Origin of the sequence: Janthinobacterium sp. SUN100, assembly GCF_030397705.1 — a bacterium.
Taxonomy (GTDB): Bacteria; Pseudomonadota; Gammaproteobacteria; order Burkholderiales; family Burkholderiaceae_D; genus Janthinobacterium; species Janthinobacterium kumbetense.
In genome coordinates, this window is record NZ_JAPUBU010000004.1 from 493,687 (window position 1) to 513,928 (window position 20,242).

14 protein-coding genes are annotated in these 20,242 nt (G+C 64.6%); 9 read left to right on the forward strand and 5 right to left on the reverse strand.

Features of this window, described 5'->3' with window-relative positions; all coding sequences use genetic code 11:
* Positions 1–39: 39 nt before the first annotated feature.
* From O0881_RS22310 to O0881_RS22320, 3 genes are all read left to right on the forward strand, one after another.
* Complete coding sequence (locus O0881_RS22310; protein ID WP_289913117.1) at positions 40–516, forward strand: hypothetical protein; 477 nt, start codon at positions 40–42, stop codon at positions 514–516.
* A 165-nt stretch (positions 517–681) separates the two neighbouring features.
* Positions 682–2,991, forward strand: coding sequence for a M43 family zinc metalloprotease (locus tag O0881_RS22315; protein ID WP_289913119.1), 2,310 nt, complete (start codon positions 682–684; stop codon positions 2,989–2,991).
* Between the two features lie 41 nt (positions 2,992–3,032).
* Positions 3,033–3,365, forward strand: coding sequence for a hypothetical protein (locus O0881_RS22320; protein ID WP_289913121.1), 333 nt, complete (start codon positions 3,033–3,035; stop codon positions 3,363–3,365).
* Here O0881_RS22320 and O0881_RS22325 read toward each other — a convergent pair.
* The 5 genes from O0881_RS22325 to O0881_RS22345 all read right to left on the reverse strand — a co-directional run bounded on the left by O0881_RS22325 (position 3,362) and on the right by O0881_RS22345 (position 11,668).
* Positions 3,362–3,550 (reverse strand): helix-turn-helix transcriptional regulator, encoded by a 189-nt coding sequence (locus O0881_RS22325; protein WP_251350242.1) that lies wholly within the window; start codon positions 3,548–3,550, stop codon positions 3,362–3,364. The genes O0881_RS22320 and O0881_RS22325 overlap by 4 nt on opposite strands.
* A 199-nt stretch (positions 3,551–3,749) precedes the next feature.
* Positions 3,750–6,104 carry a DNA topoisomerase IV subunit A gene (parC, locus tag O0881_RS22330; RefSeq protein ID WP_289913123.1) on the reverse strand — a complete coding sequence of 785 codons (2,355 nt, stop codon included), beginning with the start codon at positions 6,102–6,104 and terminating at the stop codon, positions 3,750–3,752.
* 48 nt (positions 6,105–6,152) lie between these two features.
* Positions 6,153–7,949 carry a J domain-containing protein gene (locus O0881_RS22335; protein WP_289913125.1) on the reverse strand — a complete coding sequence of 599 codons (1,797 nt, stop codon included), beginning with the start codon at positions 7,947–7,949 and terminating at the stop codon, positions 6,153–6,155.
* Positions 7,950–7,961: 12 nt separating this feature from the next.
* On the reverse strand, positions 7,962–9,671 hold the full coding sequence (locus tag O0881_RS22340; RefSeq protein WP_289913126.1) for a molecular chaperone HscC: 1,710 nt from the start codon (positions 9,669–9,671) through the stop codon (positions 7,962–7,964).
* Positions 9,671–11,668, reverse strand: coding sequence for a DNA topoisomerase IV subunit B (locus O0881_RS22345; protein ID WP_077408539.1), 1,998 nt, complete (start codon positions 11,666–11,668; stop codon positions 9,671–9,673). The genes O0881_RS22340 and O0881_RS22345 overlap by 1 nt, the downstream gene beginning before the upstream one ends.
* Positions 11,669–12,131: 463 nt before the next feature.
* On the opposite strand from O0881_RS22345, the gene kdpF reads away from it, so the two are divergent.
* From kdpF to kdpE, 6 genes are read left to right on the forward strand one after another with little or no spacing between them, the layout of a single operon-like run.
* Positions 12,132–12,221, forward strand: a complete 90-nt coding sequence (kdpF, locus tag O0881_RS22350) for a K(+)-transporting ATPase subunit F (protein WP_034746483.1) — start codon at positions 12,132–12,134, stop codon at positions 12,219–12,221.
* On the forward strand, positions 12,221–14,026 hold the full coding sequence (gene kdpA, locus O0881_RS22355; RefSeq protein ID WP_289913128.1) for a potassium-transporting ATPase subunit KdpA: 1,806 nt from the start codon (positions 12,221–12,223) through the stop codon (positions 14,024–14,026). Before kdpF ends, kdpA begins: the two co-directional genes overlap by 1 nt.
* Before the next feature lie 9 nt (positions 14,027–14,035).
* Complete coding sequence (kdpB, locus tag O0881_RS22360) at positions 14,036–16,114, forward strand: potassium-transporting ATPase subunit KdpB (protein WP_289913129.1); 2,079 nt, start codon at positions 14,036–14,038, stop codon at positions 16,112–16,114.
* 10 nt (positions 16,115–16,124) lie between these two features.
* Entirely contained in the window at positions 16,125–16,700 is a 576-nt protein-coding gene (gene kdpC / locus O0881_RS22365) for a potassium-transporting ATPase subunit KdpC (protein WP_289913131.1), read from the forward strand.
* Between the two features lie 58 nt (positions 16,701–16,758).
* On the forward strand, positions 16,759–19,500 hold the full coding sequence (locus O0881_RS22370; RefSeq protein ID WP_289913132.1) for a DUF4118 domain-containing protein: 2,742 nt from the start codon (positions 16,759–16,761) through the stop codon (positions 19,498–19,500).
* Positions 19,497–20,195 (forward strand): two-component system response regulator KdpE, encoded by a 699-nt coding sequence (kdpE, locus tag O0881_RS22375; RefSeq protein WP_034746496.1) that lies wholly within the window; start codon positions 19,497–19,499, stop codon positions 20,193–20,195. The genes O0881_RS22370 and kdpE overlap by 4 nt, the downstream gene beginning before the upstream one ends.
* Positions 20,196–20,242 lie beyond the last annotated feature (47 nt).

The following is a 20,242-nucleotide window of genomic DNA, read 5'->3' on the forward strand; positions in this document are numbered from 1 at the left end:
TAGTAAGAATAAAATTAAACCATATTGAAAGGTCACATCATGAACAAATTACTCGCCGCACTGATCGCTACCCTGTTTGCCACCGCCGCCTTCGCGCAAACCGCACCGGCCACGGAAGCCGTTGTGAAAGCCCAGGCTTCCGCGCAAAAAGACGTCAACAAGGCTGTTGCTTCGGAAGCCAAAGTCGATGCCAAGGCTGACGCGAATGTCGCCAAGGCGGAAATGAAGGCCGACGACAAGAAAGCCGACGCCCACCACAAGGCCAACAAAACCAAGGCCAAGGCACACGACAAAGTCGTCAATGCTGATGCGGAAGACAAGCTGAAAGCGGAAGCCAAGGCTGACAAGGCTGCCGCCAAGGCCGATGCGAAAGCGGGCAAAACCGCCGTGAAAGCGGATGCCAAGGTCGCCAAGGAAAAAGTGGAAGCGAACGCCGACAAGGCCATCGCCGCCACCAAGACGGAAGAAGTGAAGGCCAAGGCCGACGCTGAAGTCAAGGCAGCCGCCGCCAAGTAATTCCCCGTTTGCGGGCCACGGCCCGCAAACCCCAAAGACAGCTTCGGCTGTCTTTTTTTTCGTCCGCCACTTTTCCCTGGCGTCGCTTGCCAGTCTTGATCTGCCGCAAATGCTCCTCTTTTCGCCGTGCCATAGTGATCTGGCAAACAGACGAAGGGAGACATCATGAGCACCGCTAAAACGAAAAAAACACCGGCCACCGGTTCGGCTGAAGGCATGTCCGCCATGTCTTCCATGCAGGCGATGCCGGTCGAGGGCGACATGCAGGCCGATGCTGATGCGACGGGCGGCGACGCCATGCCGGGGCCGCGCCTGGGCGTGTCGTACGCGGACCAGGCGGCGCTCGCCCAGGGCGCGGCCGCCGCGGATGCCGGCGCCATGCCGGGCGGCGGCATGCAGCAGGCACCGCAAGGCATGGCGGGCACCAGCTGCATGCAGATCGGTGGCGGCGGCATGGGCGGCGATGGTGGCGGTGGCAACGGCGGTGACGGGGGGCAGGGTGGCGGTACGCCGCAGACGCGCACCTGCGCCACGATGGATGTGCATCGCCGCCTGCTGACCGAAGATCCATCCTATGCGAACGTGCGCGCCGATATCGAAAACCTGGCCGGACTATACGAGGGCGACAGCAGCATTGCCGGACGTTCCGGTGTGACGCAGATACCTGTGGTGGTGCACGTGGTGTGGAATACGGCTGCGCAGAATATTTCGGATGCGCAGATCGCCAGCCAGATCGATGTCCTCAATCGCGACTTTCGGCGCGTCAACCCGGATGTGAACGGCACGCCGGCGCCATTTTTGCCGCTGACGGCCGATGCGCGCGTCGAGTTTGCGCTGGCCACCACCGATCCGCATGGCGCGGCCACCAGCGGCATCGAGCGGCGCCAGACAACAGTCGCCTCGTTTGGCGCGGACGATGCCGTCAAGTCGCTGGCGACGGGCGGCATGGATGCCTGGCCGGCCGACAGCTACCTGAATATCTGGGTGTGCCAGCTCGGTGGCGGCTTGCTGGGCTACGCCCAGTTCCCCGGCGGCCCGGCCGCCACCGACGGCGTGGTGATCCTGCAATCGGCCTTCGGCACGACCGGCACGGCCGCGCCGCCGTTCCACCTGGGGCGCACGGCCACGCATGAAATCGGCCACTGGCTGAACCTGAACCATATCTGGGGCGACGACGGCACCGGGTGCTCGGGCACGGACAACGTGGCCGACACGCCCAACCAGGGCGGGCCGAATACGGGCCAGCCTTCGTTCCCCCACGTTTCCTGCAGCAATGGTCCGAATGGCGACATGTTCATGAACTACATGGATTACGTCGACGACCCGGCCATGTTCATGTTCACGGCGGGCCAGGTGGCGCGCATGCAGGCCTGTCTCGATGGTCCGCGCGCCAGTATCGGCACAGGAGGCACGGGTGCAGGCGCCACGCCGCGCCAGAGTTCCTCTCCCGTCGTGGCCTGGGGCGCGAACCGCCTCGACGTCTTCGTGCTGGGCACGGATCGCGCGCTGTACCACAAGGCCTGGAATGGCTCGACCTGGGCGCCGTCCGTCACCGGCTATGAAGGGCAGGGAGGCATCTGTACCAGTGCGCCGCAGGTGGTGTCGTGGGCGCCGAACCGGCTCGACGTGTTCGTCACGGACACCGACAGCGGTTTGTTCCACAAATGGTGGAACGGTACGGCCTGGGGACCGTCCCTGACCGGCTATGAAGCCATGGGCGGCTTGTGCGTGGGCGACCCGCGCGCCGTGGCCTGGGGGCCGAACCGCCTCGACGTGTTTGTCGTCGGCACGGACCGGGGCCTGTATCACAAGTGGTGGAATGGCGCCGCCTGGGGGCCGTCGCTGACGGGTTACGAAGCCATGGGCGGCATCTGTCTGGGGCAGCCGGAAGCTGTGGCGTGGGGGCCGAACCGCCTCGATGTCTTCGTCATCGGCACGGACCGGGCCCTGTACCACAAGTGGTGGAACGGCACGGCCTGGGGACCGTCGCTGACGGGCTATGAACGCCTGGGCGGCATCTGCACCTCTTCGCCGAAGGCGGTGGCGTGGGGACCGAACCGCCTCGACGTGTTTGTCACGGGTACCGATGGCGCGCTGTACCACAAGTGGTGGGATGGCGCGAAATGGGGGCCTTCCAACGATGGTTTTGAACGACTGGGCGGCATTTGCGTGGGCGAAGTGGAAGCCGTGTCGTGGGCGCCCAACCGGCTCGACCTGTTCGTCATCGGCACGGACAGCGCGCTGTACCACAAGGCATGGAACGGCAGCGCCTGGAGTCCGTCGCTGACGGGATTTGAAAACCTGGGCGGCATCTGCACCTCGCGTCCGCGCGCCACGGCCTGGGCGCCGAACCGCCTCGACGTATTTGTCACGGGCACGAATGGCGCCCTGTTCCACAAGGCGTGGAACGGGGCGGCCTGGTCGCCCTCCGTGAGCGGCTATGAAAGTCTGGGCGGCGTGGTATCGTGTTTCTGACGTCAATGTGTTAAACGGGAGGCGGCATGCACGGCATGACGATGGCTTTGCCCAGCGGTAGCTGGACGCATTCCTTCGAGGAGGATGCAGACGGTGTCGAGGTGTACCGGCCCACGACCACGTTCGCCTTTCCGCCCAGCCGCAAGGGGCGCAAGGTGCTCGAGTTTGGGGCGCCCGCCGGCGCCATGGCGCAAGGCGAGATGACGGTGACGTCCATGGCGCCCGGCCCCGATGACCGGCCCCGCGCCAGCCCCGTTGCCCGGCTGCACCCCCTGGGCATGGGACGCTATGCGCTCAGTGACGCCGCCGGGACGCAGGAGGTGATCGACATCGTCGAAGCGACGCCCGACGTGCTGCGCCTGTCGCGGCGTTAAGGCGTGCCGCGCAGCTTACAGGCGAGCGCCGTGCGGTTGCCCACGCCCAGCTTCTGGTAAATCGCATGCAACTGGTTGCGCACGGTGGCCGGCGACTTGCCCAGTTCCCTGGCGATGCTTTTATAGGGCAAGCCTTCGGCCGCCATGGCCGCCACCAGCCGTTCGGCCGGGGTCAGGCGCTGCATGGAATCCTGCCTGAAACGTTGTTTGTCATCCTTGTTCTCCTGTCCGTGTGCGGCATGTCGGGGGCATGCCTGCAGGGATAACGGGAACGCGGGACGTATCTGTAAAATTATTTGTACAACTATTTTCCCTGCGGCCGCTACGGGGCGATGGGCGAAAAAAAGACAGGCGAACCTGTCTTTTCGTATGGCTTGATGGCGATCAGCCGATGGCTGCCATGGATACCGGTTTCAGCTTGGCCGCCAGCGCCTTGCCCTTCTTCGCGCGCTTGCCGAAGTGTTCGGCCAGGGCCGTGGCGCCCAGCGACGCATCCTGCGGTTTCGATGCCCGGCCGATGCCCGAGACCACCACGCCGCGCTGGGTGATCGGCTGCACGGCCAGCAGCTTGTCCTTGGCATCGAGGTCGATCAGCTTGACGCCGGTGCCGCCCTTGGACAGGGTTTTCATTTCATCGAGGCCGAACACCAGCAGGCGCGCGCCTTCCGTCAGGCAGGCCAGGGCGCTGGCCGCCTCGGGAATGACTTTCGGCGCCAGAGGCACGTCGCCGTCGTCCAGGGTGATGAAGGCCTTGCCACCTTTCAGGCGGCTCGTCATGTCACCCGCCTTGGCGATGAAGCCGTAGCCGGCGCTCGACGCCAGCAGCAAGTTGGTGGCGCCATTGCCCGCAAAGTAATGGAGGATGCGCACGGCGTTGCCGGGCGTGCCGCCGCTCAGGTCACACAAGGTCGTGATCGGCACGCCGTCGCCGCGTGCGTTGGGTAGCGCCGATACGGGAACCGAGTAAATCTTGCCGTTGTTGCCAAAGCCCAGCAGGGTGTCGACCGTGCGGCATTCGAAGGCGCCATGCAGGCTGTCGCCCGCCTTGAACGTGAACTGCGCCGCATCGTGGCCGATGCCGGTGCGCGCGCGCACCCAGCCTTTTTCCGAGATGATGACGGTGACGGGTTCATCGACCACCTTCTGTTCGGCCACGGCTTTCTGCGCTTCTTCGATCAGGGTGCGGCGCGCATCGCCGAACTGCTTGGCGTCCGCTTCGATCTCGCGGATGACGGCGCGCTTCATCGAGCCCGGGTTGTCGAGCAGGTCTTGCAGCGACTTTTCTTCCTTGCGCAGCTCGGCCAGTTCCTGCTGGATCTTGATCGTTTCCAGGCGCGCCAGTTGGCGCAAGCGGATTTCCAGGATGTCGTCGGCCTGGCGTTCGGACAGCTTGAACGCCTCGATCAGGGCCGCCTTCGGTTCATCCGAATTGCGGATGATCTGGATCACCTTGTCGATATTGAGCAGGATCGCTTCGCGTCCTTCCAGGATATGGATGCGGTCCTTGACCTTGCCCAGTTTGTAGCCGGTGCGGCGCGTAACGGTCTCGAAGCGGAAGTCGATCCACTCGCGCAGGATGTCGCCCAGCCCTTTCTGGCGCGGACGGCCATCGCCGCCGATCATCACCAGGTTGATCGAGGTCGACGATTCCAGCGACGTATGCGCCAGCAGCATCAGCATGAACTCCGTCTGGTCCTGGTTCTTCGATTTCGGCTCGAACACGAGGCGCACGGGCGCGGCGCGGCCCGATTCGTCGCGGATGGTGTCGAGCGAATTGAGGATCAGCGCCTTCAGGGCCACCTGGTCCGGCGACAGCGCCTTCTTGCCCAGCTTGATCTTCGGATTCGTCAGTTCCTCGATTTCTTCCAGCACCTTTTGCGACGAGGTGCCCGGCGGCAGCTCCGTCACGACGGCTTGCCACTGGCCGCGCGCCAGTTCTTCGATCTTCCAGCGTGCGCGCACCTTCATGCTGCCACGGCCGCTCGCATACATGTCCTGGATTTGCGACGGCGGGGTGATGATCTGGCCGCCGCCGGGGAAGTCCGGGCCGGGGATGATGGCCATCAGTTCGGCGTGCGTCAGCTTCGGATCGCGGATCATGGCGACAGCCGCTTTCGCCACTTCCGCCAGGTTGTGCGACGGGATTTCCGTCGCCAGGCCCACGGCGATGCCGGAGGCGCCATTGAGCAGCACCATCGGCAGGCGCGCTGGCAGCAGCTTCGGTTCTTCCGTCGAACCGTCGTAGTTGGGCTGGAAATCCACCGTGCCCATGCCGATTTCATCCATCAGCAGCTTGGCGATCGGCGTCAGGCGCGCTTCCGTGTAGCGCATGGCCGCCGCGCCATCGCCGTCGCGCGAGCCGAAGTTGCCCTGGCCATCGATCAGCGGGTAGCGCAGCGAGAAATCCTGCGCCATGCGCACCAGCGCGTCGTACACGGACTGATCGCCGTGCGGATGCAATTTACCCAGCACGTCGCCGACCACGGCCGCCGATTTGCGCGGCTTCGCCGTGGAATTGAGTCCCAGCTCATTCATCGCATACAGGATGCGGCGCTGCACGGGTTTCTGGCCGTCGCAGACGTCGGGCAGGGCGCGGCCCTTGACGACGGAGATGGCGTAATCGAGATAGGCGCGCTCGGCGAAGGTGGACAGGGTCAGCGCTTCGCCGTCGAATACCGGTTCATCCGGCTCGATCGGCTCAGGCTGGGCATCGTCAAATAAATTGGTTTGTGTGGACATGGCGCTTGTTTCGGTGTTAAGTGGTTGCGGTTGAATTCGTGGAGCTGATTATGACAGCCCGGATTTGGAAAAGGACTTGCCATACGTCAGATACATGTAGCGCAAGGTCAAATAGAGCACGGCCAGGGCCAGTTCGACGCCGTTATGCATCATCGGCATGGCGCGGATGGCCGGGGCTTGGCTGGCCAGCACGAAAGTGGCGATGGACGGCACCAGCACCACCGGCCAGATCGTCTTCCATTTGAAATCGCTGGGGGAAAACAGCATGCCGGCGCAGGACCAGACCAGCAGCGCGGCGCCAACGAAGGCGGCCGGCAGCAGCTGCAGATACAGTTGCAGCAGCAAGCCCGCGCAGCCGATCAGCCATGCCGCGCGCAGGCGCGGCAAGAGCGCCTCGGGGAAGCGGCAATCGCCATACAGGCCGGTGGCGCTGCGCAGGGCCAGCGCCGCCAGGCAAAAGATCAGGGGCATGGCTTCGCCGACGGCCAGCGCCGGCTGGCCCCTGCCGCTCATGAACATGGCGCCAAACAGCGACAGGCCGAGGACAAGGAGCAGCAGCATGCCGTGCAGCAATTGCCGGTTCATCGCATACGCGAGCAGGGCCGATGCGCACAAACCGGCCGCGGTGACGAGGCGCATGGTCTCGCCGCGTTCTGGCAGGAACAGCAGCAAGGCCAGCACGAGATAGGGCGCGATCCAGCCCAGTTGCCGCAAGCCGGGCCGCTTCCACAGCACGGGCAGGCGTTCCTGCAGCGCTTCCTGGAGTGTGTCCAGCCGCGCGAACAGGGGCGCCGGCCAGCGCAAGGCATGCATGGCCAGCAGGCCAAAGGTGCACGCCTGGAAGCCCAGCAGGCTGGCATAGGCCGCCGTGTCGCCGAGCCTGAAGCCGGCCGCATCGAGCACGCCGGCGAGCATGAAGTGCAGCACGAAGCCCAGGCCGCCCGAGGCCAGCGCCGTCTGTTTGAAGTAGCGTTTGGCATGGACGGCGTGTTCCCACTGCTCGAACAGGTCTGTATCGAGCTTGCAGGCCAGCATCTCACTGTGCTGCCAGCGTATCGCGTGCAGCAGTTCGCGCAGCTGCAGCGTGAATTTTTGGTCGAACAGCTGGCGCGCGTAGGCGCTTGGCGGCTGCTGCGACATGATGCAGTCCAGGCCGGGGTAGCTGTCGCGGTTGTCGCTGAAATGGGCGAACGAGCGGTCTGCCCGGTAGCGCTGCACGGCGCCGCGCACCAGATCCGCATGGCTGCGCGCCAGGTAGGAAAAGTCGCGGTCCCAGCCCAGCTGCTCGAACAGGGCCTGGCGCAGCGCCAGGTCATAGCCGGCGCTGGCGCAATAGCGCAGCGCGCACAGGTCGAATTCCTCGCGCACGTCGAGGTTCAGCATGGCGTCGTCCTGCAGCATGCGGGCCAGCACGTCGCCGGCATCCGCATGCCGTGTCAGCTCCAGGCAACCTTGCCACAGATTAGCCGCTTCCTGCGCCGGGTCGATGGCGACCATGCCCCATTGTTCCGGGGGAGGGGGCTGTTCCTGGGCGATGATGCCCCACAGTTCCGCAGGCGCTTCCTGCACCGCCTCGTCGATGACGCCCCACAGGTCTGCCGGTTCCATGGGCGGCGCTTCTGGCGCTTCCGCTGCTGCCGCTTGCGGTTCCGGAAATTCCTCGGCAAACAGGTGCGCATGGCGCAGCGCGTATTCATACGCCTCGCGCAGCTCCTGGAAGGCGGCCGGATCGTCTTCGGGACGCGTCACCTTCAGGCGCTTCGCATACGCGCGCTTGAGGGCGCGCTCGTCGCCCGTCGGCTCCGTGTCCAGGATCTCCCACAGGCTGCGCTGCCCGTTGTGCATGCCGCCGTCCATTTACAGGAAGCTCTCGCTCTCGACCTGGCGCAACACCTCGTCGAGCGCCTGGCGCGCCTTGCGGATGGTGCTCGGGTCCTGCGTTTCCAGCGCCGCCTGGAAATTGGCCGTATGCGCCGCCAGGTACTGGCGCACGTCGCCCAGCGACTGTTCGTACAATCGGTCGGCGCGCGTGACCAGGGTGCGGTTTTCCAGCTGCTCGCGGGGGTGGATCTTCAGGTCGGCCAGTTCCGCAAAGCGCTGCTCGATCTGTTCCGGCGTCATCACGCCCGCATTGTCGCTGATGACCATCTTGTGCTTTTCCTGCGTGGCCAGCACCGTCACTTCCGCTTCCAGCACGCCGCTGACGTCGTAGGTGAAGCGCACGTCGATGCCGATCTCGCCCGCCTTTTTCGCGGGAATCGGGAAGCTGATCTTGCCGAGGAAGACGTTGTCGGCCACCAGGCGCGACTCGCCCTGGAAGATCGCCACGTTGATTTCCTTCTGGTTGTCGTAGATGGTGGTGATGTTTTCCGTGCGCGAGACAGGCACCACGGAATTGCGCTCGATGATGGGCAGGTAATGCCCGCCTTCATACTGGTTCGCGCCGACCTGGCGCGAAATCGAAATGCCCAGCGAGTACGGAGCCACGTCCGTCATGACCACTTCATCGAGGGCAGAGTCGCGCATCTTGAGGCCTGCCTGCACGGCGGCTCCCAGTGCCACGGCTTCGTCCGGGTCCAGGTGGATGGCGGGGAAGCGGCCGAACATGCGCGAGACGAGTTTACGCACCAGCGGCATGCGCGTGGCGCCGCCGGCCAGCACCACTTCATTCAATTCCGCGGCGCGGATGGTGGCGTCGCGCAGCGCCCGTTCGACGGGCAGGCGTAAGCGCGCCAGCAGCGGTTCGCACAGCTGCGCCAGTTTCTCTTCGCTGATCTCCCAGCTGTATTCCTTGTCATGGTAGCGCGTGGCCATGCGCACGGACGGCTGGTCCGACAGCAGACGCTTGACGCGCTCGGCTTCATCGCGCAGCAGCTGTTGCTGGCGCGGGTCGAACAGGCGGCTGCCGGCCGCGTCGCGCAAGCCGCTGCCTTCCAGGAAGGCGTCGACCAGCACGGTGACGAAGTCTTCGCCCCCTAAAAAATTATCGCCGGCCGAGGCGCGCACTTCCATCACGCCTTCGAACAGCTCCAGGATCGACACGTCAAACGTGCCGCCGCCCAGGTCGAAGACGAGGAATTTGCTTTCCTGTTCCTTGTCGCGGATGCCGTAGGCCAGCGCGGCGGCCGTCGGCTCGTTCAGCAGGCGCTCCACGCGCAAGCCCGCCAGTTGTCCCGCGATGCGCGTGGCCTTGCGCTGCGCATCGCTGAAATACGCGGGCACCGTAATGATGGCTTCCTCGACCTTGTGCCCTAAAAAGGCTTCGGCATCTTCCTTCAGCGCGCGCAGCACCATCGACGACAGCTCTTCCGGACGGAATTGCTGCGTGCCGAGGGTGATCTTCTTTTCGCTGCCCATGTAGCGCTTGAAGACGGCCGCCGTCAGCTGCGGGTGCGTCTGCAGGCGCTCGCGCGCGGCGCGGCCCACCAGCACGGTGCCGTCGTCATCGATGCTCACGCACGACGGCGTCAGGTGTTCACCGAGCGCATTCGGGATGATGGAAGCCTTGCCGTCGCGCCAGATGGCGACCAGGCTGTTGGTGGTGCCCAGGTCGATGCCGATGATCATCAGATATCCGCCTCCGCTTCATTGCCGTGTTCTTCGATCCAGGCGCGGCGTCCTGCCGCTTCGCCTTTACCCATCAACATATTGAAGCGGGAGGCTGAGGCCATGTGGTCGACTTCACCGAGCGTGACGGGCAGCAGACGGCGCGTGTCCGGGTTCATCGTCGTTTCCCACAGCTGCTCGGCGTTCATCTCGCCCAGGCCCTTGAAGCGCGAGATCGACCAGGCGCCCTGTTTCACGCCTTCCTTACGCAGCTTGTCCTCGATGGCGAGCAGTTCGCCGTCGTCGAGCGCATAGATCTTCTGCATCGGTTTCTTGCCGCGCGCGGGCGCATCGACGCGATACAACGGCGGGCGGGCGATGCAGATGTGGCCCTTGTTGATCAGCGCCGGGAAGTGCTTGAAGAAGAGCGTCAGCAGCAGTACCTGGATGTGCGAGCCGTCCACGTCTGCATCGGACAGGATACAGATCTTGCCGTAGCGCAGGCCCGACAGGTCTGGCGAGTCGCCCACGCTGTGCGGATCGACGCCGATGGCGACCGCGATGTCGTGGATCTCGTTATTCGCGAACAGGCGGTCGCGGTCCGTTTCCCACGAATTCAACACCTTGCCGCGCAGGGGCAGGATCGCCTGGAATTCCTTGTCGCGGCCCATCTTGGCCGAACCTCCCGCCGAGTCGCCCTCGACGAGGAACAGTTCATTGCGCGTGATGTCCGACGATTCGCAGTCGGTCAGCTTGCCCGGCAAGACGGCCACGCCCGAGGATTTTTTCTTTTCCACTTTCTGCAGCGAGCGCTGGCGCGACTGCGCCTGCTTGATCACCAATTCGGCCAGCTTCTTGCCGTAGTCGACGTGCTGGTTCAGCCACAGTTCCAGCGGTGGCTTGGTGAAGGTCGACACGAGGCGCACGGCGTCGCGCGAGTTCAGGCGTTCCTTGATCTGGCCCTGGAATTGCGGGTCCAGCACCTTGGCCGACAGCACAAAGGAAGCGCGCGCGAACACGTCTTCCGGTAGCAGCTTCACGCCTTTCGGCAGCAGCGAGTGCATTTCGACGAAGTTTTTGACGGCGCCGAACAGGCCGTCGCGCAAGCCCGATTCGTGCGTGCCGCCATTCGAAGTGGGAATCAGGTTGACATACGATTCGCGCACGATGGCGCCTTCTTCCGTCCACGCCACCACCCAGGCCGCGCCTTCGCCCTCGGCAAAGCCTTCCGAGTCCGGGCCCGCATACTGCGCGCCTTCGAACAGGGGAATCAGGGTTTCGCCATTCGATACCTGCGCCAGCGTTTCGGTCAGGTAGCCGCGCAAGCCTTCCGCGTACTGCCAGGTTTGCGTATCGCCCGTTTTCGCGTTGGTGAGGGTGACGGTCACGCCCGGCAGCAGCACGGCTTTCGAGCGCAGCAGGCGTTGCAGCTCGGTTTGCGAAATGTTCGGCGAATCAAAGTATTTGGCATCGGGCCAGGCGGTGACGCGCGTGCCTGACTTCTTGCCGTCGCGCGGGGCGGGGCGGGAGCTCAGGGGCTCGATCACGTCGCCGTTGGCAAACACCATATGGTGCAAGCCGTTGCCGTCGCTTTCCTTGCGCCAGACGGTGATTTCCAGGCGCGTCGACAGCGCATTGGTGACGGACACGCCGACGCCATGCAAGCCGCCCGAGAACGCATAGGCGCCGCCCGAACCCTTGTCGAACTTGCCGCCCGCGTGCAGCCGCGTAAACACGATTTCCACCGTCGGCACGCCTTCTTCCGGGTGCAGGCCGACGGGAATGCCGCGGCCATTGTCTTCGACGGTGATGCTGCCATCCGTGTTTTGCGTCACGGCGATATGCGTGCAATGACCGCCCAGCGCCTCGTCGGAGGCATTGTCGATCACTTCCTGAATGATGTGCAGCGGATTTTCAGTGCGGGTGTACATCCCCGGGCGCTGCTTGACGGGTTCCAGTCCTTTCAGGACACGGATGGATGATTCGCTGTAGTCGGATGCTGGTTTTTTAGTGGCCATACGTGTTCAAGCTAAGTAAAGACAGTGGTTGGAACGCCAGGCCAGGGCACTGCGGGGCGCAGTGACAGCGGCGGCGATAACTGTATGAATATACAGTATATCCCGTCCAGCGTCACTGGGGGAGGGCAGTGCGGCAGGCTTGGCGTCCTTGTGCGGACGCTCGCGCATTCTATCTTGTCCCGCGAGCAATAGCGCTACTCCCGGGCAACAACAGTGCGCCGCGCGCGTGGTTTGGCGCCCATTGTGAAGGATTTTATGCGGTAAAGCGCCCGTTTTTACATCTTGTTTACAGCTGCCTCCCCAGTCTTTACGAATTTTTTAGACCCTTTTGGCTAATCTGCTCACTATCAAAACAAACCTGAATGAGGGTGGGAATGGATCTCGTGTATCTCGGCTTGATTGCCGTGTTTTTCGTCCTGGCGGCCGGCTTTGCCGTCGCCTGCGACAAATTAGGGAGCGTCAAATGAACGCGTTTTATGTGCTGGGCGCCGTCGTCTCTGCTGGCCTGCTCGTGTACCTGCTGGTGGCGCTGCTGAAGGCGGAGGAACTGTGATGACGACGCAATCGATACTGTTATTGGTGGCTTTCCTGGCCGTGCTGCTGGCCGCCGGCTATCCGCTGGGCCTGTACATGGCCAGGGTGGCCGGCGATGGCCCCGTGCGCGGCCTGGGCTGGCTGCAAAAGCTGGAAAATCTGCTGTACCGCTGGTCCGGCCTGCCCGCCGACAAGGCCATGGGCTGGAAAAGCTATGCCATCGCCCTGATCGTCTTCAATACCGTGGGCGCCGTCTTCGTCTACGGCCTGCAGCGCCTGCAGGGCTTCTTGCCCTTGAATCCCCAGGGTCTCGGCGCCGTCAGCCCCGATTCCTCGTTCAATACCACCGTCAGTTTCGTCGCCAATACCAATTGGCAGGGCTACGGCGGCGAACAGACCATGAGCTACCTGACGCAGATGCTGGGCATGGCATGCCAGAACTTCTTTTCGGCGGCCACCGGCATCGCCGTGATCTTCGCGCTGGTGCGCGGCTTCGCCTCGCGCTCGGGCAAATCGATCGGTAATTTCTGGGTCGACCTGGTGCGCTCGACCCTGTACATCCTGCTGCCGCTGTCCCTGGCCCTGTCCGTCGTCTTCATGGGCGAAGGCATGATCCAGAATTTTTCCGCGTACAAGGAAGTAACCCTGCTCGACCACGTGGCGTATGAAACGCCGAAAGTGACCGCCGATGGCCAGCCCGTGCTGGATGCGGCCGGCAAGCCCGTGATGGAAGCGCAAGTGGCGACCACGCAGACGATCGCCATGGGCCCTGTGGCGTCGCAGGAGTCGATCAAGCTGCTGGGCACGAACGGCGGCGGCTTCTTCAACGCCAATTCCTCGCACCCGTATGAAAATCCCACCGTGCTGTCGAACTTCCTGCAGATGCTGGCCATCTTCATCATCCCCGCCGGCCTGTGCTTCACCTTTGGCCGCATGGTGGGCGACATGCGCCAGGGCTGGGCCGTGCTGGCCGCCATGACCCTGATCTTTGTCGTCATGACGGCCGGCGTGATGAGCGCCGAGCAGCAAGCCAATCCCGCCTTGCAAGGCCTGGGCGTGGACCAGCAGGCCAGCAGCCTGCAATCGGGCGGCAATATGGAAGGCAAGGAAACGCGCTTCGGCATCAGCTCCTCGACCCTGTTCGCGGCGGTGACGACGGCCGCATCGTGCGGCGCCGTCAACTCCATGCACGATTCCTACATGCCCCTGGGCGGCATGGTGCCGCTGCTGCTGATGCAGTTCGGCGAAGTGATTTTCGGCGGCGTGGGCACGGGCCTGTACGGCATGCTGATGTTCGCCATCCTGGCCGTTTTCATCGCCGGCCTGATGATAGGCCGCACGCCCGAATACCTGGGCAAGAAAATCCAGGCGTATGAAATGAAGATGGTGTCGCTGGCCATCCTGATTACGCCAGCCCTGGTCTTGACGGGCACGGCGATCGCCGTGATGGTCGAACCGGGCACGGTTGGCGTGGCCAATCCGGGTGCGCATGGTTTTTCCGAAATCCTCTACGCCTTCACGTCGGCGGCCAACAACAACGGCAGCGCGTTTGCCGGCCTGTCCGCCAATACGCCGTTCTACAACGTGATGCTGGCGATCGCCATGTGGTTCGGCCGCTTCGGCGTGATCGTGCCCGTGCTGGCGGTGGCCGGTTCGCTGGCGGCCAAGCAGCGCCTGTCGGCCAATGCCGGCACCATGCCCACGCACGGCCCCATGTTCATCGGCTTGCTGATCGGCGTGGTGGTGCTGGTCGGCGTGCTCAATTACGTTCCCGCGCTGGCCCTGGGCCCGATCGTCGAACACCTGCAACTTTTCATCAAATAAGAGGCTACCATGTCACGCACAAGCCTGACTTTGTTCGATTCCGCACTGATCGGCCCCGCCGTCGTCGATGCGTTCAAAAAACTCGACCCCCGCACGCAGTGGCGCAGTCCCGTGATGTTCGTCGTCTACGTGGGCAGCATCATCACGACCCTGCTGGCCATCCAGGCCCTGAACGGCCCGGGTGAAGCGCCATTCGGCTTCATCGTCGCCGTCGCCGTGTGGCTATGGTTTACCGTGCTGTTCGCGAACTTCGCCGAAGCGCTGGCCGAAGGCCGCAGCAAGGCGCAGGCGGCGTCCCTGCGCGCCCTCAAGCAAACGGTGATGGCAAAGAAAATGCAAACGCCGAAGTACGGCACTTCCTGGCTGCCCACTCCGGCCACCGACCTGCGCAAGGGCATGACGGTGCTGGTCGAGGCGGGCGACGTGATTCCCGCCGACGGCGAAGTGACGGCTGGCGTGGCCTCCGTCGACGAAAGCGCCATCACGGGCGAATCGGCGCCCGTCATCCGCGAGTCGGGCGGCGACTTTTCCGCCGTGACGGGGGGCACCCGCGTGCTGTCGGACTGGCTGCTGGTGCGCGTTTCCGTCAATCCGGGCGAAGCCTTCATCGACCGCATGATCGCCATGGTCGAAGGCGCCAAACGCCAGAAAACGCCGAATGAGATCGCCCTGACGATTTTGCTCGTCGCCCTGTCGATCGTCTTCCTGATCGTCACCGTGACCTTGCTGCCGTATTCGCTGTTTTCCGTGGAGGCGGCCGGCAGTGGCACGCCGGTGTCCATCACCGTGCTGATCGCGTTGCTGGTGTGCCTGATCCCGACCACCATCGGCGGTCTGTTGTCCGCCATCGGCGTGGCCGGCATGAGCCGCATGATGCAGGCCAATGTGATCGCCACCTCGGGTCGCGCCGTGGAAGCAGCCGGCGACGTGGACGTGCTGCTGCTCGATAAAACGGGCACCATCACCCTGGGCAATCGCCAGGCATCGAGTTTTGTGCCGGCACCCGGCGTAACGGAGCAGCAGCTGGCCGATGCGGCGCAACTGGCCTCCCTGGCCGATGAAACGCCGGAAGGGCGTAGCATCGTCGTGCTGGCCAAGCAGAAGTTCAATATCCGCGAACGCGAGATGGCCAGCCTGCACGCCACCTTCGTGCCGTTCACGGCCCAAACGCGCATGAGCGGCGTGGACATTCCCGGCGAACAGCAGGTGCGCCAGCTGCGCAAGGGCGCGGCCGATTCCATGAAAAAATATGTGGAAGCGCTGGGCCAGCCGTATCCGGCGGAGGTGGGACGCGCCGTCGACGACATCGCGCGCCGCGGCAGCACGCCGCTGGTGGTGGTCGACGATGGACGCGTCATGGGCGCCGTGGAGCTGAAGGATATCGTCAAGGGCGGCATCAAGGAGCGTTTCGCGGAACTGCGCCGCATGGGCATCAAGACGGTCATGATCACGGGTGACAACAAGCTGACGGCCGCGGCGATTGCCGCCGAAGCGGGCGTGGACGATTTCCTCGCCGAGGCGACGCCGGAAGACAAGCTGAAACTCATCCGCAGCTACCAGTCCGAAGGCCGCCTCGTTGCGATGACGGGCGACGGCACCAACGACGCACCGGCGCTGGCGCAGGCCGACGTGGCCGTGGCCATGAATTCAGGCACCCAGGCGGCTAAGGAGGCGGGCAATATGGTCGACCTGGACTCGAACCCAACCAAGCTGCTGGAAATCGTCGAAATCGGCAAGCAGATGCTGATGACGCGCGGTTCGCTGACGACGTTCTCGATTTCGAACGACATCGCCAAGTACTTTGCCATCATCCCGGCCGCCTTCGTGGGCACCTATCCGCAATTGAAGGCGCTGGACATCATGCACCTGGCCAGCCCTGCGTCGGCCATCATGTCGGCCGTGATCTTCAATGCCTTGATCATCGTCGTGCTGATTCCATTGGCGCTGAAAGGCGTGCAGTACCGGGCCATCGGTGCGGCCAGCCTGTTACGCCGCAACCTGCTGATCTACGGCTTGGGCGGCATCGTCCTGCCCTTCATCGGCATCAAGCTGATCGACATGCTGCTGTCCGCACTCAATTTAGTCTAAAGGAACCATCATGAGCACTATCGTACGTCCCGCCCTGGTCCTGTTTGCCGCGCTGACCGTGATCTGCGGCGTCGTCTATCCGTTTGCCACGGCCGGTATCGGGCAGCTCGCTTTCAACGATGAAGTCAACGGCAGCATCGTCGAGCGCGGTGGCAAGCCTGTCGGCTCGATGCTGATCGGCCAGTCCTTCACCTCGCCCAAGTATTTCTGGGGCCGGCCATCGGCCACCGCGCCGATGGCGAACAACGGCGCCGGCTCGGGCGGCTCGAACCAGGGGCCGAGCAACCCGGCCCTGGTGGACGCCGTCAAGGTGCGCATCGCCGCCCTGCAGGCAGCCGATCCGGGCAACCGCAACCCGATCCCCGTCGACCTGGTGACGGCGTCGAGCAGCGGCCTGGACCCGGAAATCAGCCTGGCGGGTGCCTTGTACCAGGCGCCGCGCGTGGCCCGCGTGCGCGCGCTGCCGCTGGCGCAGGTGGAAAACGCCATCGCCAAGGTGCAGAAGACCGCGTATATCGGCTTTTTCGGTGAACCGCGGGTCAATGTGCTGGAACTGAATCTGGCGCTTGATGCGGCCGCGAAGTAAGATGATGCAGGGGCAGAGCCGCCGGTTTTGCCCCTGGTTTTGACATTAAAAGATGCCCATGCTCCCCAACGACAGCCAACGCCCCGACCCTGATGCCCTGCTGGCGCAAGTGCAGGCGCAGGAAAAAAAAGCCGCGCGCGGCCGGCTGCGCATTTATTTTGGCGCCTCGGCCGGCGTCGGCAAGACCTACGCGATGCTGGCGGCCGCCCGCAAACTGCTGGCCGATGGCCAGGACTTGCTGGTGGGCGTGGTGGAGACGCATGGGCGCCAGGATACGGCGGCCCAGCTTGACGGCTTGCCCGTGTTGCCCCTGAAGGCCATCGAGTACCGGGGCAAGACCCTGTACGAATTCGACCTGGACGAAGCGCTGCGGCGCGCGCCGGCGCTGATACTGATGGATGAACTGGCCCATTCGAACGTGGCCGGTTCGCGCCATCCGAAGCGCTGGCAGGATGTCGAGGAATTGCTGGCGGCAGGCATCGACGTGCTGTCGACCGTTAACGTGCAGCACCTGGAAAGCCTGAACGACGTGGTGGGCGGGATCACCGGCGTGCGCGTGGCCGAAACGCTGCCCGACACGGTGTTCGACCGTGCCGATGAAGTGGTGCTGGTCGATATCCCCGCCGATGAACTGCTGCGCCGCCTGAAACAGGGCAAGGTGTATCAGCCGCTGCAGGCCGAGCGGGCATCGCAGCATTTTTTCCGCAAGGGTAATCTGATCGCCCTGCGCGAACTGGCCTTGCGCCGCACGGCGGACCGGGTGCAGGACGACGTGCAGGCCTACCGCGTCGAAAAATCGATCAATCCCGTATGGAAGACGGGCGCCGCGCTGCTGGCCTGCGTGGGGCCGCACGCGGGGGGCGAACACGTGATCCGCAGCACGGCGCGCCTGGCCAGCCAGCTGAATGCGGAATGGCATGCGCTGTACGTGGAAACGCCCCGTTTGCAGCGCCTGCCGGCGGGCCAGCGCGAGCGCATCCTGAAAACCCTGAAATTGGCGCAGGACCTGGGCGCGCGCACGGCCGTCAATCCGTCCGCCGACATCGCCGGCGCCGTAGTCGAATATGCGCGCAGTGCGAATATCTCGAAAGTCATCGTCGGGCGTGGCCGCGCCGGTGCGCTGGCGCGCCTGTGGCATGCGTCGCCGGCCGCGCGCATGGCCAGCCTGGCGCCCGATATCGACCTGGTCGAGGTGGGCTTGCCGCCAGCCGATGCGGCGCCCCGACGCGCAGCTGGCGAAGACGCGGAGGCGCCGCGCCGGTCCTCGCGCCATTGGCGTTACATCCTGGCGGCCGGCGCCAGCCTGGCCACGGCCCTCGCCTCGGTCCCCCTGCAACCTTACCTGGACCTGGCCAATATCGCCATGCTGTCCTTGCTGACGGTGGTGCTGGTGGCCGTGCGCCTGGGGCGCGGGCCGGCGGCGCTGGCCAGCCTGGTGGGCGTGGCTTGCTTCGATTTCATCTTCGTGCCGCCGCGTTTTTCGTTTGCCGTGGGCGATTTCCAGTATGTGATTACCTTTGGCGTGATGCTGGCCGTGGGCCTGATCACGGGCCACCTGACGGCAGGCTTGCGTTTCCAGGCGCGCGTGGCCTCGCACCGCGAAGCGCGCGCCCGCGCCCTGTACGAATTCTCGCGCGAGTTGTCCGGCGTGCTGCAGACGGAGCAGATTTTCGACATCACGAAAAGCGCCATCGAACGGGCTTTCCGCGCGCGCGCCACCTTGCTTTTACCTGATGACGAGGGCAGCTTACAAGCCCCGAACGGCGGCGAGCCGCTCGATATCGGCATCGCGCAGTGGGCTTTCGACCATGCGCAGGCGGCGGGGACAGGCACGGATACCTTGCCCGCTTCGCCCATTTTCTACCTGCCGCTGATCGCACCGATGCGCACACGGGGCGTGCTGGCACTGCTGCCGCTCGAGGGCGCACACCGCGGGCGCTGGCTGCTGGTGCCGGAACAGCGCCAGCACCTTGACACCTTTGCCGCGCTGGCGGCCATCGCCCTCGAACGCGTGCATTACATCGACGTGGCCCAGGGCGCGCTGCTGCAGATGGAGTCCGAGCGGCTGCGCAATTCGCTGCTGGCGGCCCTGTCGCACGACTTGCGCACGCCGTTGACGTCGCTGGTGGGCCTGGCCGAATCGCTGGCCTTGTCCCGGCCAGCCTTGTCGCCTGCGCAGCTGGACATGGCGCGCTCGCTGCAATCCGAAACCGTGCGCATGAGCGCCCTGGTGGCGAACTTGCTGGACATGGCGCGCATCGAAAGCGGGCAAGTGCGCCTGAACCTGCAATGGCAGGCGCTGGAAGAAGTGGTGGGCAGCGCGCTGCGCGCCAGCGGTCCGCAATTGCAGCAACATGCCGTGCAGACGCAGCTGGCGCCGGACTTGCCGCTGGTGCGCTACGACGCTGTGCTGATCGAGCGCGTGCTGTGCAACCTGCTGGAAAACGCGGCCAAGTACACGCCGCCCGGCAGCACCATCACGGTCGCGGCCGGGGTGCACGGCCAGTTCCTGCAGGTGACAGTGGCCGATGATGGCCTGGGCTTGCCGCCCGGCCGCGAAGAAGCGATCTTTGAAAAATTTACGCGCGGCGAACGCGAATCGAACAAGCCTGGCGTCGGGCTGGGGCTGGCCATTTGCCGCGCCATCGTCGAAGCCCACGGCGGCACCATCCACGCGCAGCCGCACGCTCCGGGACAGGGCGCCGCCATTGTGTTCAGCCTGCCGCTGGGCACGCCTCCGGCGCCGCCGGAGATCGAGCTCGATGACGCCAACGACCATGAAACAGGAAAACCAACATGAACGAACCTTCCGCCACCGCCCTGCTGGTCGAGGATGAACCGCAAATCCGCCGCTTCGTGCGCGCAGCGCTGGAGGACGAGGGCTGGCAGATTTTCGAATCCGCCACCATGCAGCGGGGCTTGATCGATGCCGGCACGCGCCGGCCCGACCTGATCGTGCTGGACCTGGGCCTGCCCGACGGTGACGGCATCGATTTCATCGCCGACATCCGCAAATGGTCGGCCGTGCCCATCATCGTGCTGTCGGCGCGGGTCGACGAGCAGGACAAGATCCGCGCGCTCGATGCGGGCGCTGACGACTATCTCACCAAGCCCTTCGGCGTGGGCGAACTGCTGGCCCGCGTGCGCGCCACCCTGCGCCGCCAGCGCCAGCCCGCCGCCAGCGACGATGGCGTGGTGCAGTTTGGCGACGTGCGCGTCGATTTGAAGGACCGTCTGGTGACACGCAACAAGCAGCTGGTGCACATGACGCCGACGGAATTCCGCCTGCTGTCGGTGCTGGTGAAGAATGCCGGCAGGGTGGTCACCAATCCGCAGCTGCTGCGCGAAGTGTGGGGACCGTCGAACAGCGAAAACGGCCACTATCTGCGCATCTACATGGGCCATCTGCGCCAGAAGCTGGAAGCCGATCCGGCCCAGCCGCAGTACCTGCTGACGGAAACGGCCGTCGGCTACCGGCTGCTGCTGCCGCTCTAACACCTGTCAGCCCCCTGTTTGAAAACAGGCGCCGCGCGCGCCAGGGG

Bases quoted from the DNA above. Each gene is read 5' to 3' on its own strand.
- O0881_RS22370 (WP_289913132.1), top strand. From the start codon at position 16,759: ATGCTCCCCAACGACAGCCAACGCCCCGACCCTGATGCCCTGCTGGCG.
- O0881_RS22325 (WP_251350242.1), bottom strand. From the start codon at position 3,550: ATGCAGCGCCTGACCCCGGCCGAACGGCTGGTGGCGGCCATGGCGGCC.
- kdpF (WP_034746483.1), top strand. From the start codon at position 12,132: ATGAACGCGTTTTATGTGCTGGGCGCCGTCGTCTCTGCTGGCCTGCTC.
- parC (WP_289913123.1), bottom strand. From the start codon at position 6,104: ATGTCCACACAAACCAATTTATTTGACGATGCCCAGCCTGAGCCGATC.
- O0881_RS22320 (WP_289913121.1), top strand. From the start codon at position 3,033: ATGGCTTTGCCCAGCGGTAGCTGGACGCATTCCTTCGAGGAGGATGCA.
- kdpE (WP_034746496.1), top strand. From the start codon at position 19,497: ATGAACGAACCTTCCGCCACCGCCCTGCTGGTCGAGGATGAACCGCAA.
- kdpC (WP_289913131.1), top strand. From the start codon at position 16,125: ATGAGCACTATCGTACGTCCCGCCCTGGTCCTGTTTGCCGCGCTGACC.
- O0881_RS22345 (WP_077408539.1), bottom strand. From the start codon at position 11,668: ATGGCCACTAAAAAACCAGCATCCGACTACAGCGAATCATCCATCCGT.
- O0881_RS22335 (WP_289913125.1), bottom strand. From the start codon at position 7,949: ATGCACAACGGGCAGCGCAGCCTGTGGGAGATCCTGGACACGGAGCCG.
- O0881_RS22340 (WP_289913126.1), bottom strand. From the start codon at position 9,671: ATGATCATCGGCATCGACCTGGGCACCACCAACAGCCTGGTCGCCATC.
- O0881_RS22310 (WP_289913117.1), top strand. From the start codon at position 40: ATGAACAAATTACTCGCCGCACTGATCGCTACCCTGTTTGCCACCGCC.
- O0881_RS22315 (WP_289913119.1), top strand. From the start codon at position 682: ATGAGCACCGCTAAAACGAAAAAAACACCGGCCACCGGTTCGGCTGAA.
- kdpA (WP_289913128.1), top strand. From the start codon at position 12,221: ATGACGACGCAATCGATACTGTTATTGGTGGCTTTCCTGGCCGTGCTG.
- kdpB (WP_289913129.1), top strand. From the start codon at position 14,036: ATGTCACGCACAAGCCTGACTTTGTTCGATTCCGCACTGATCGGCCCC.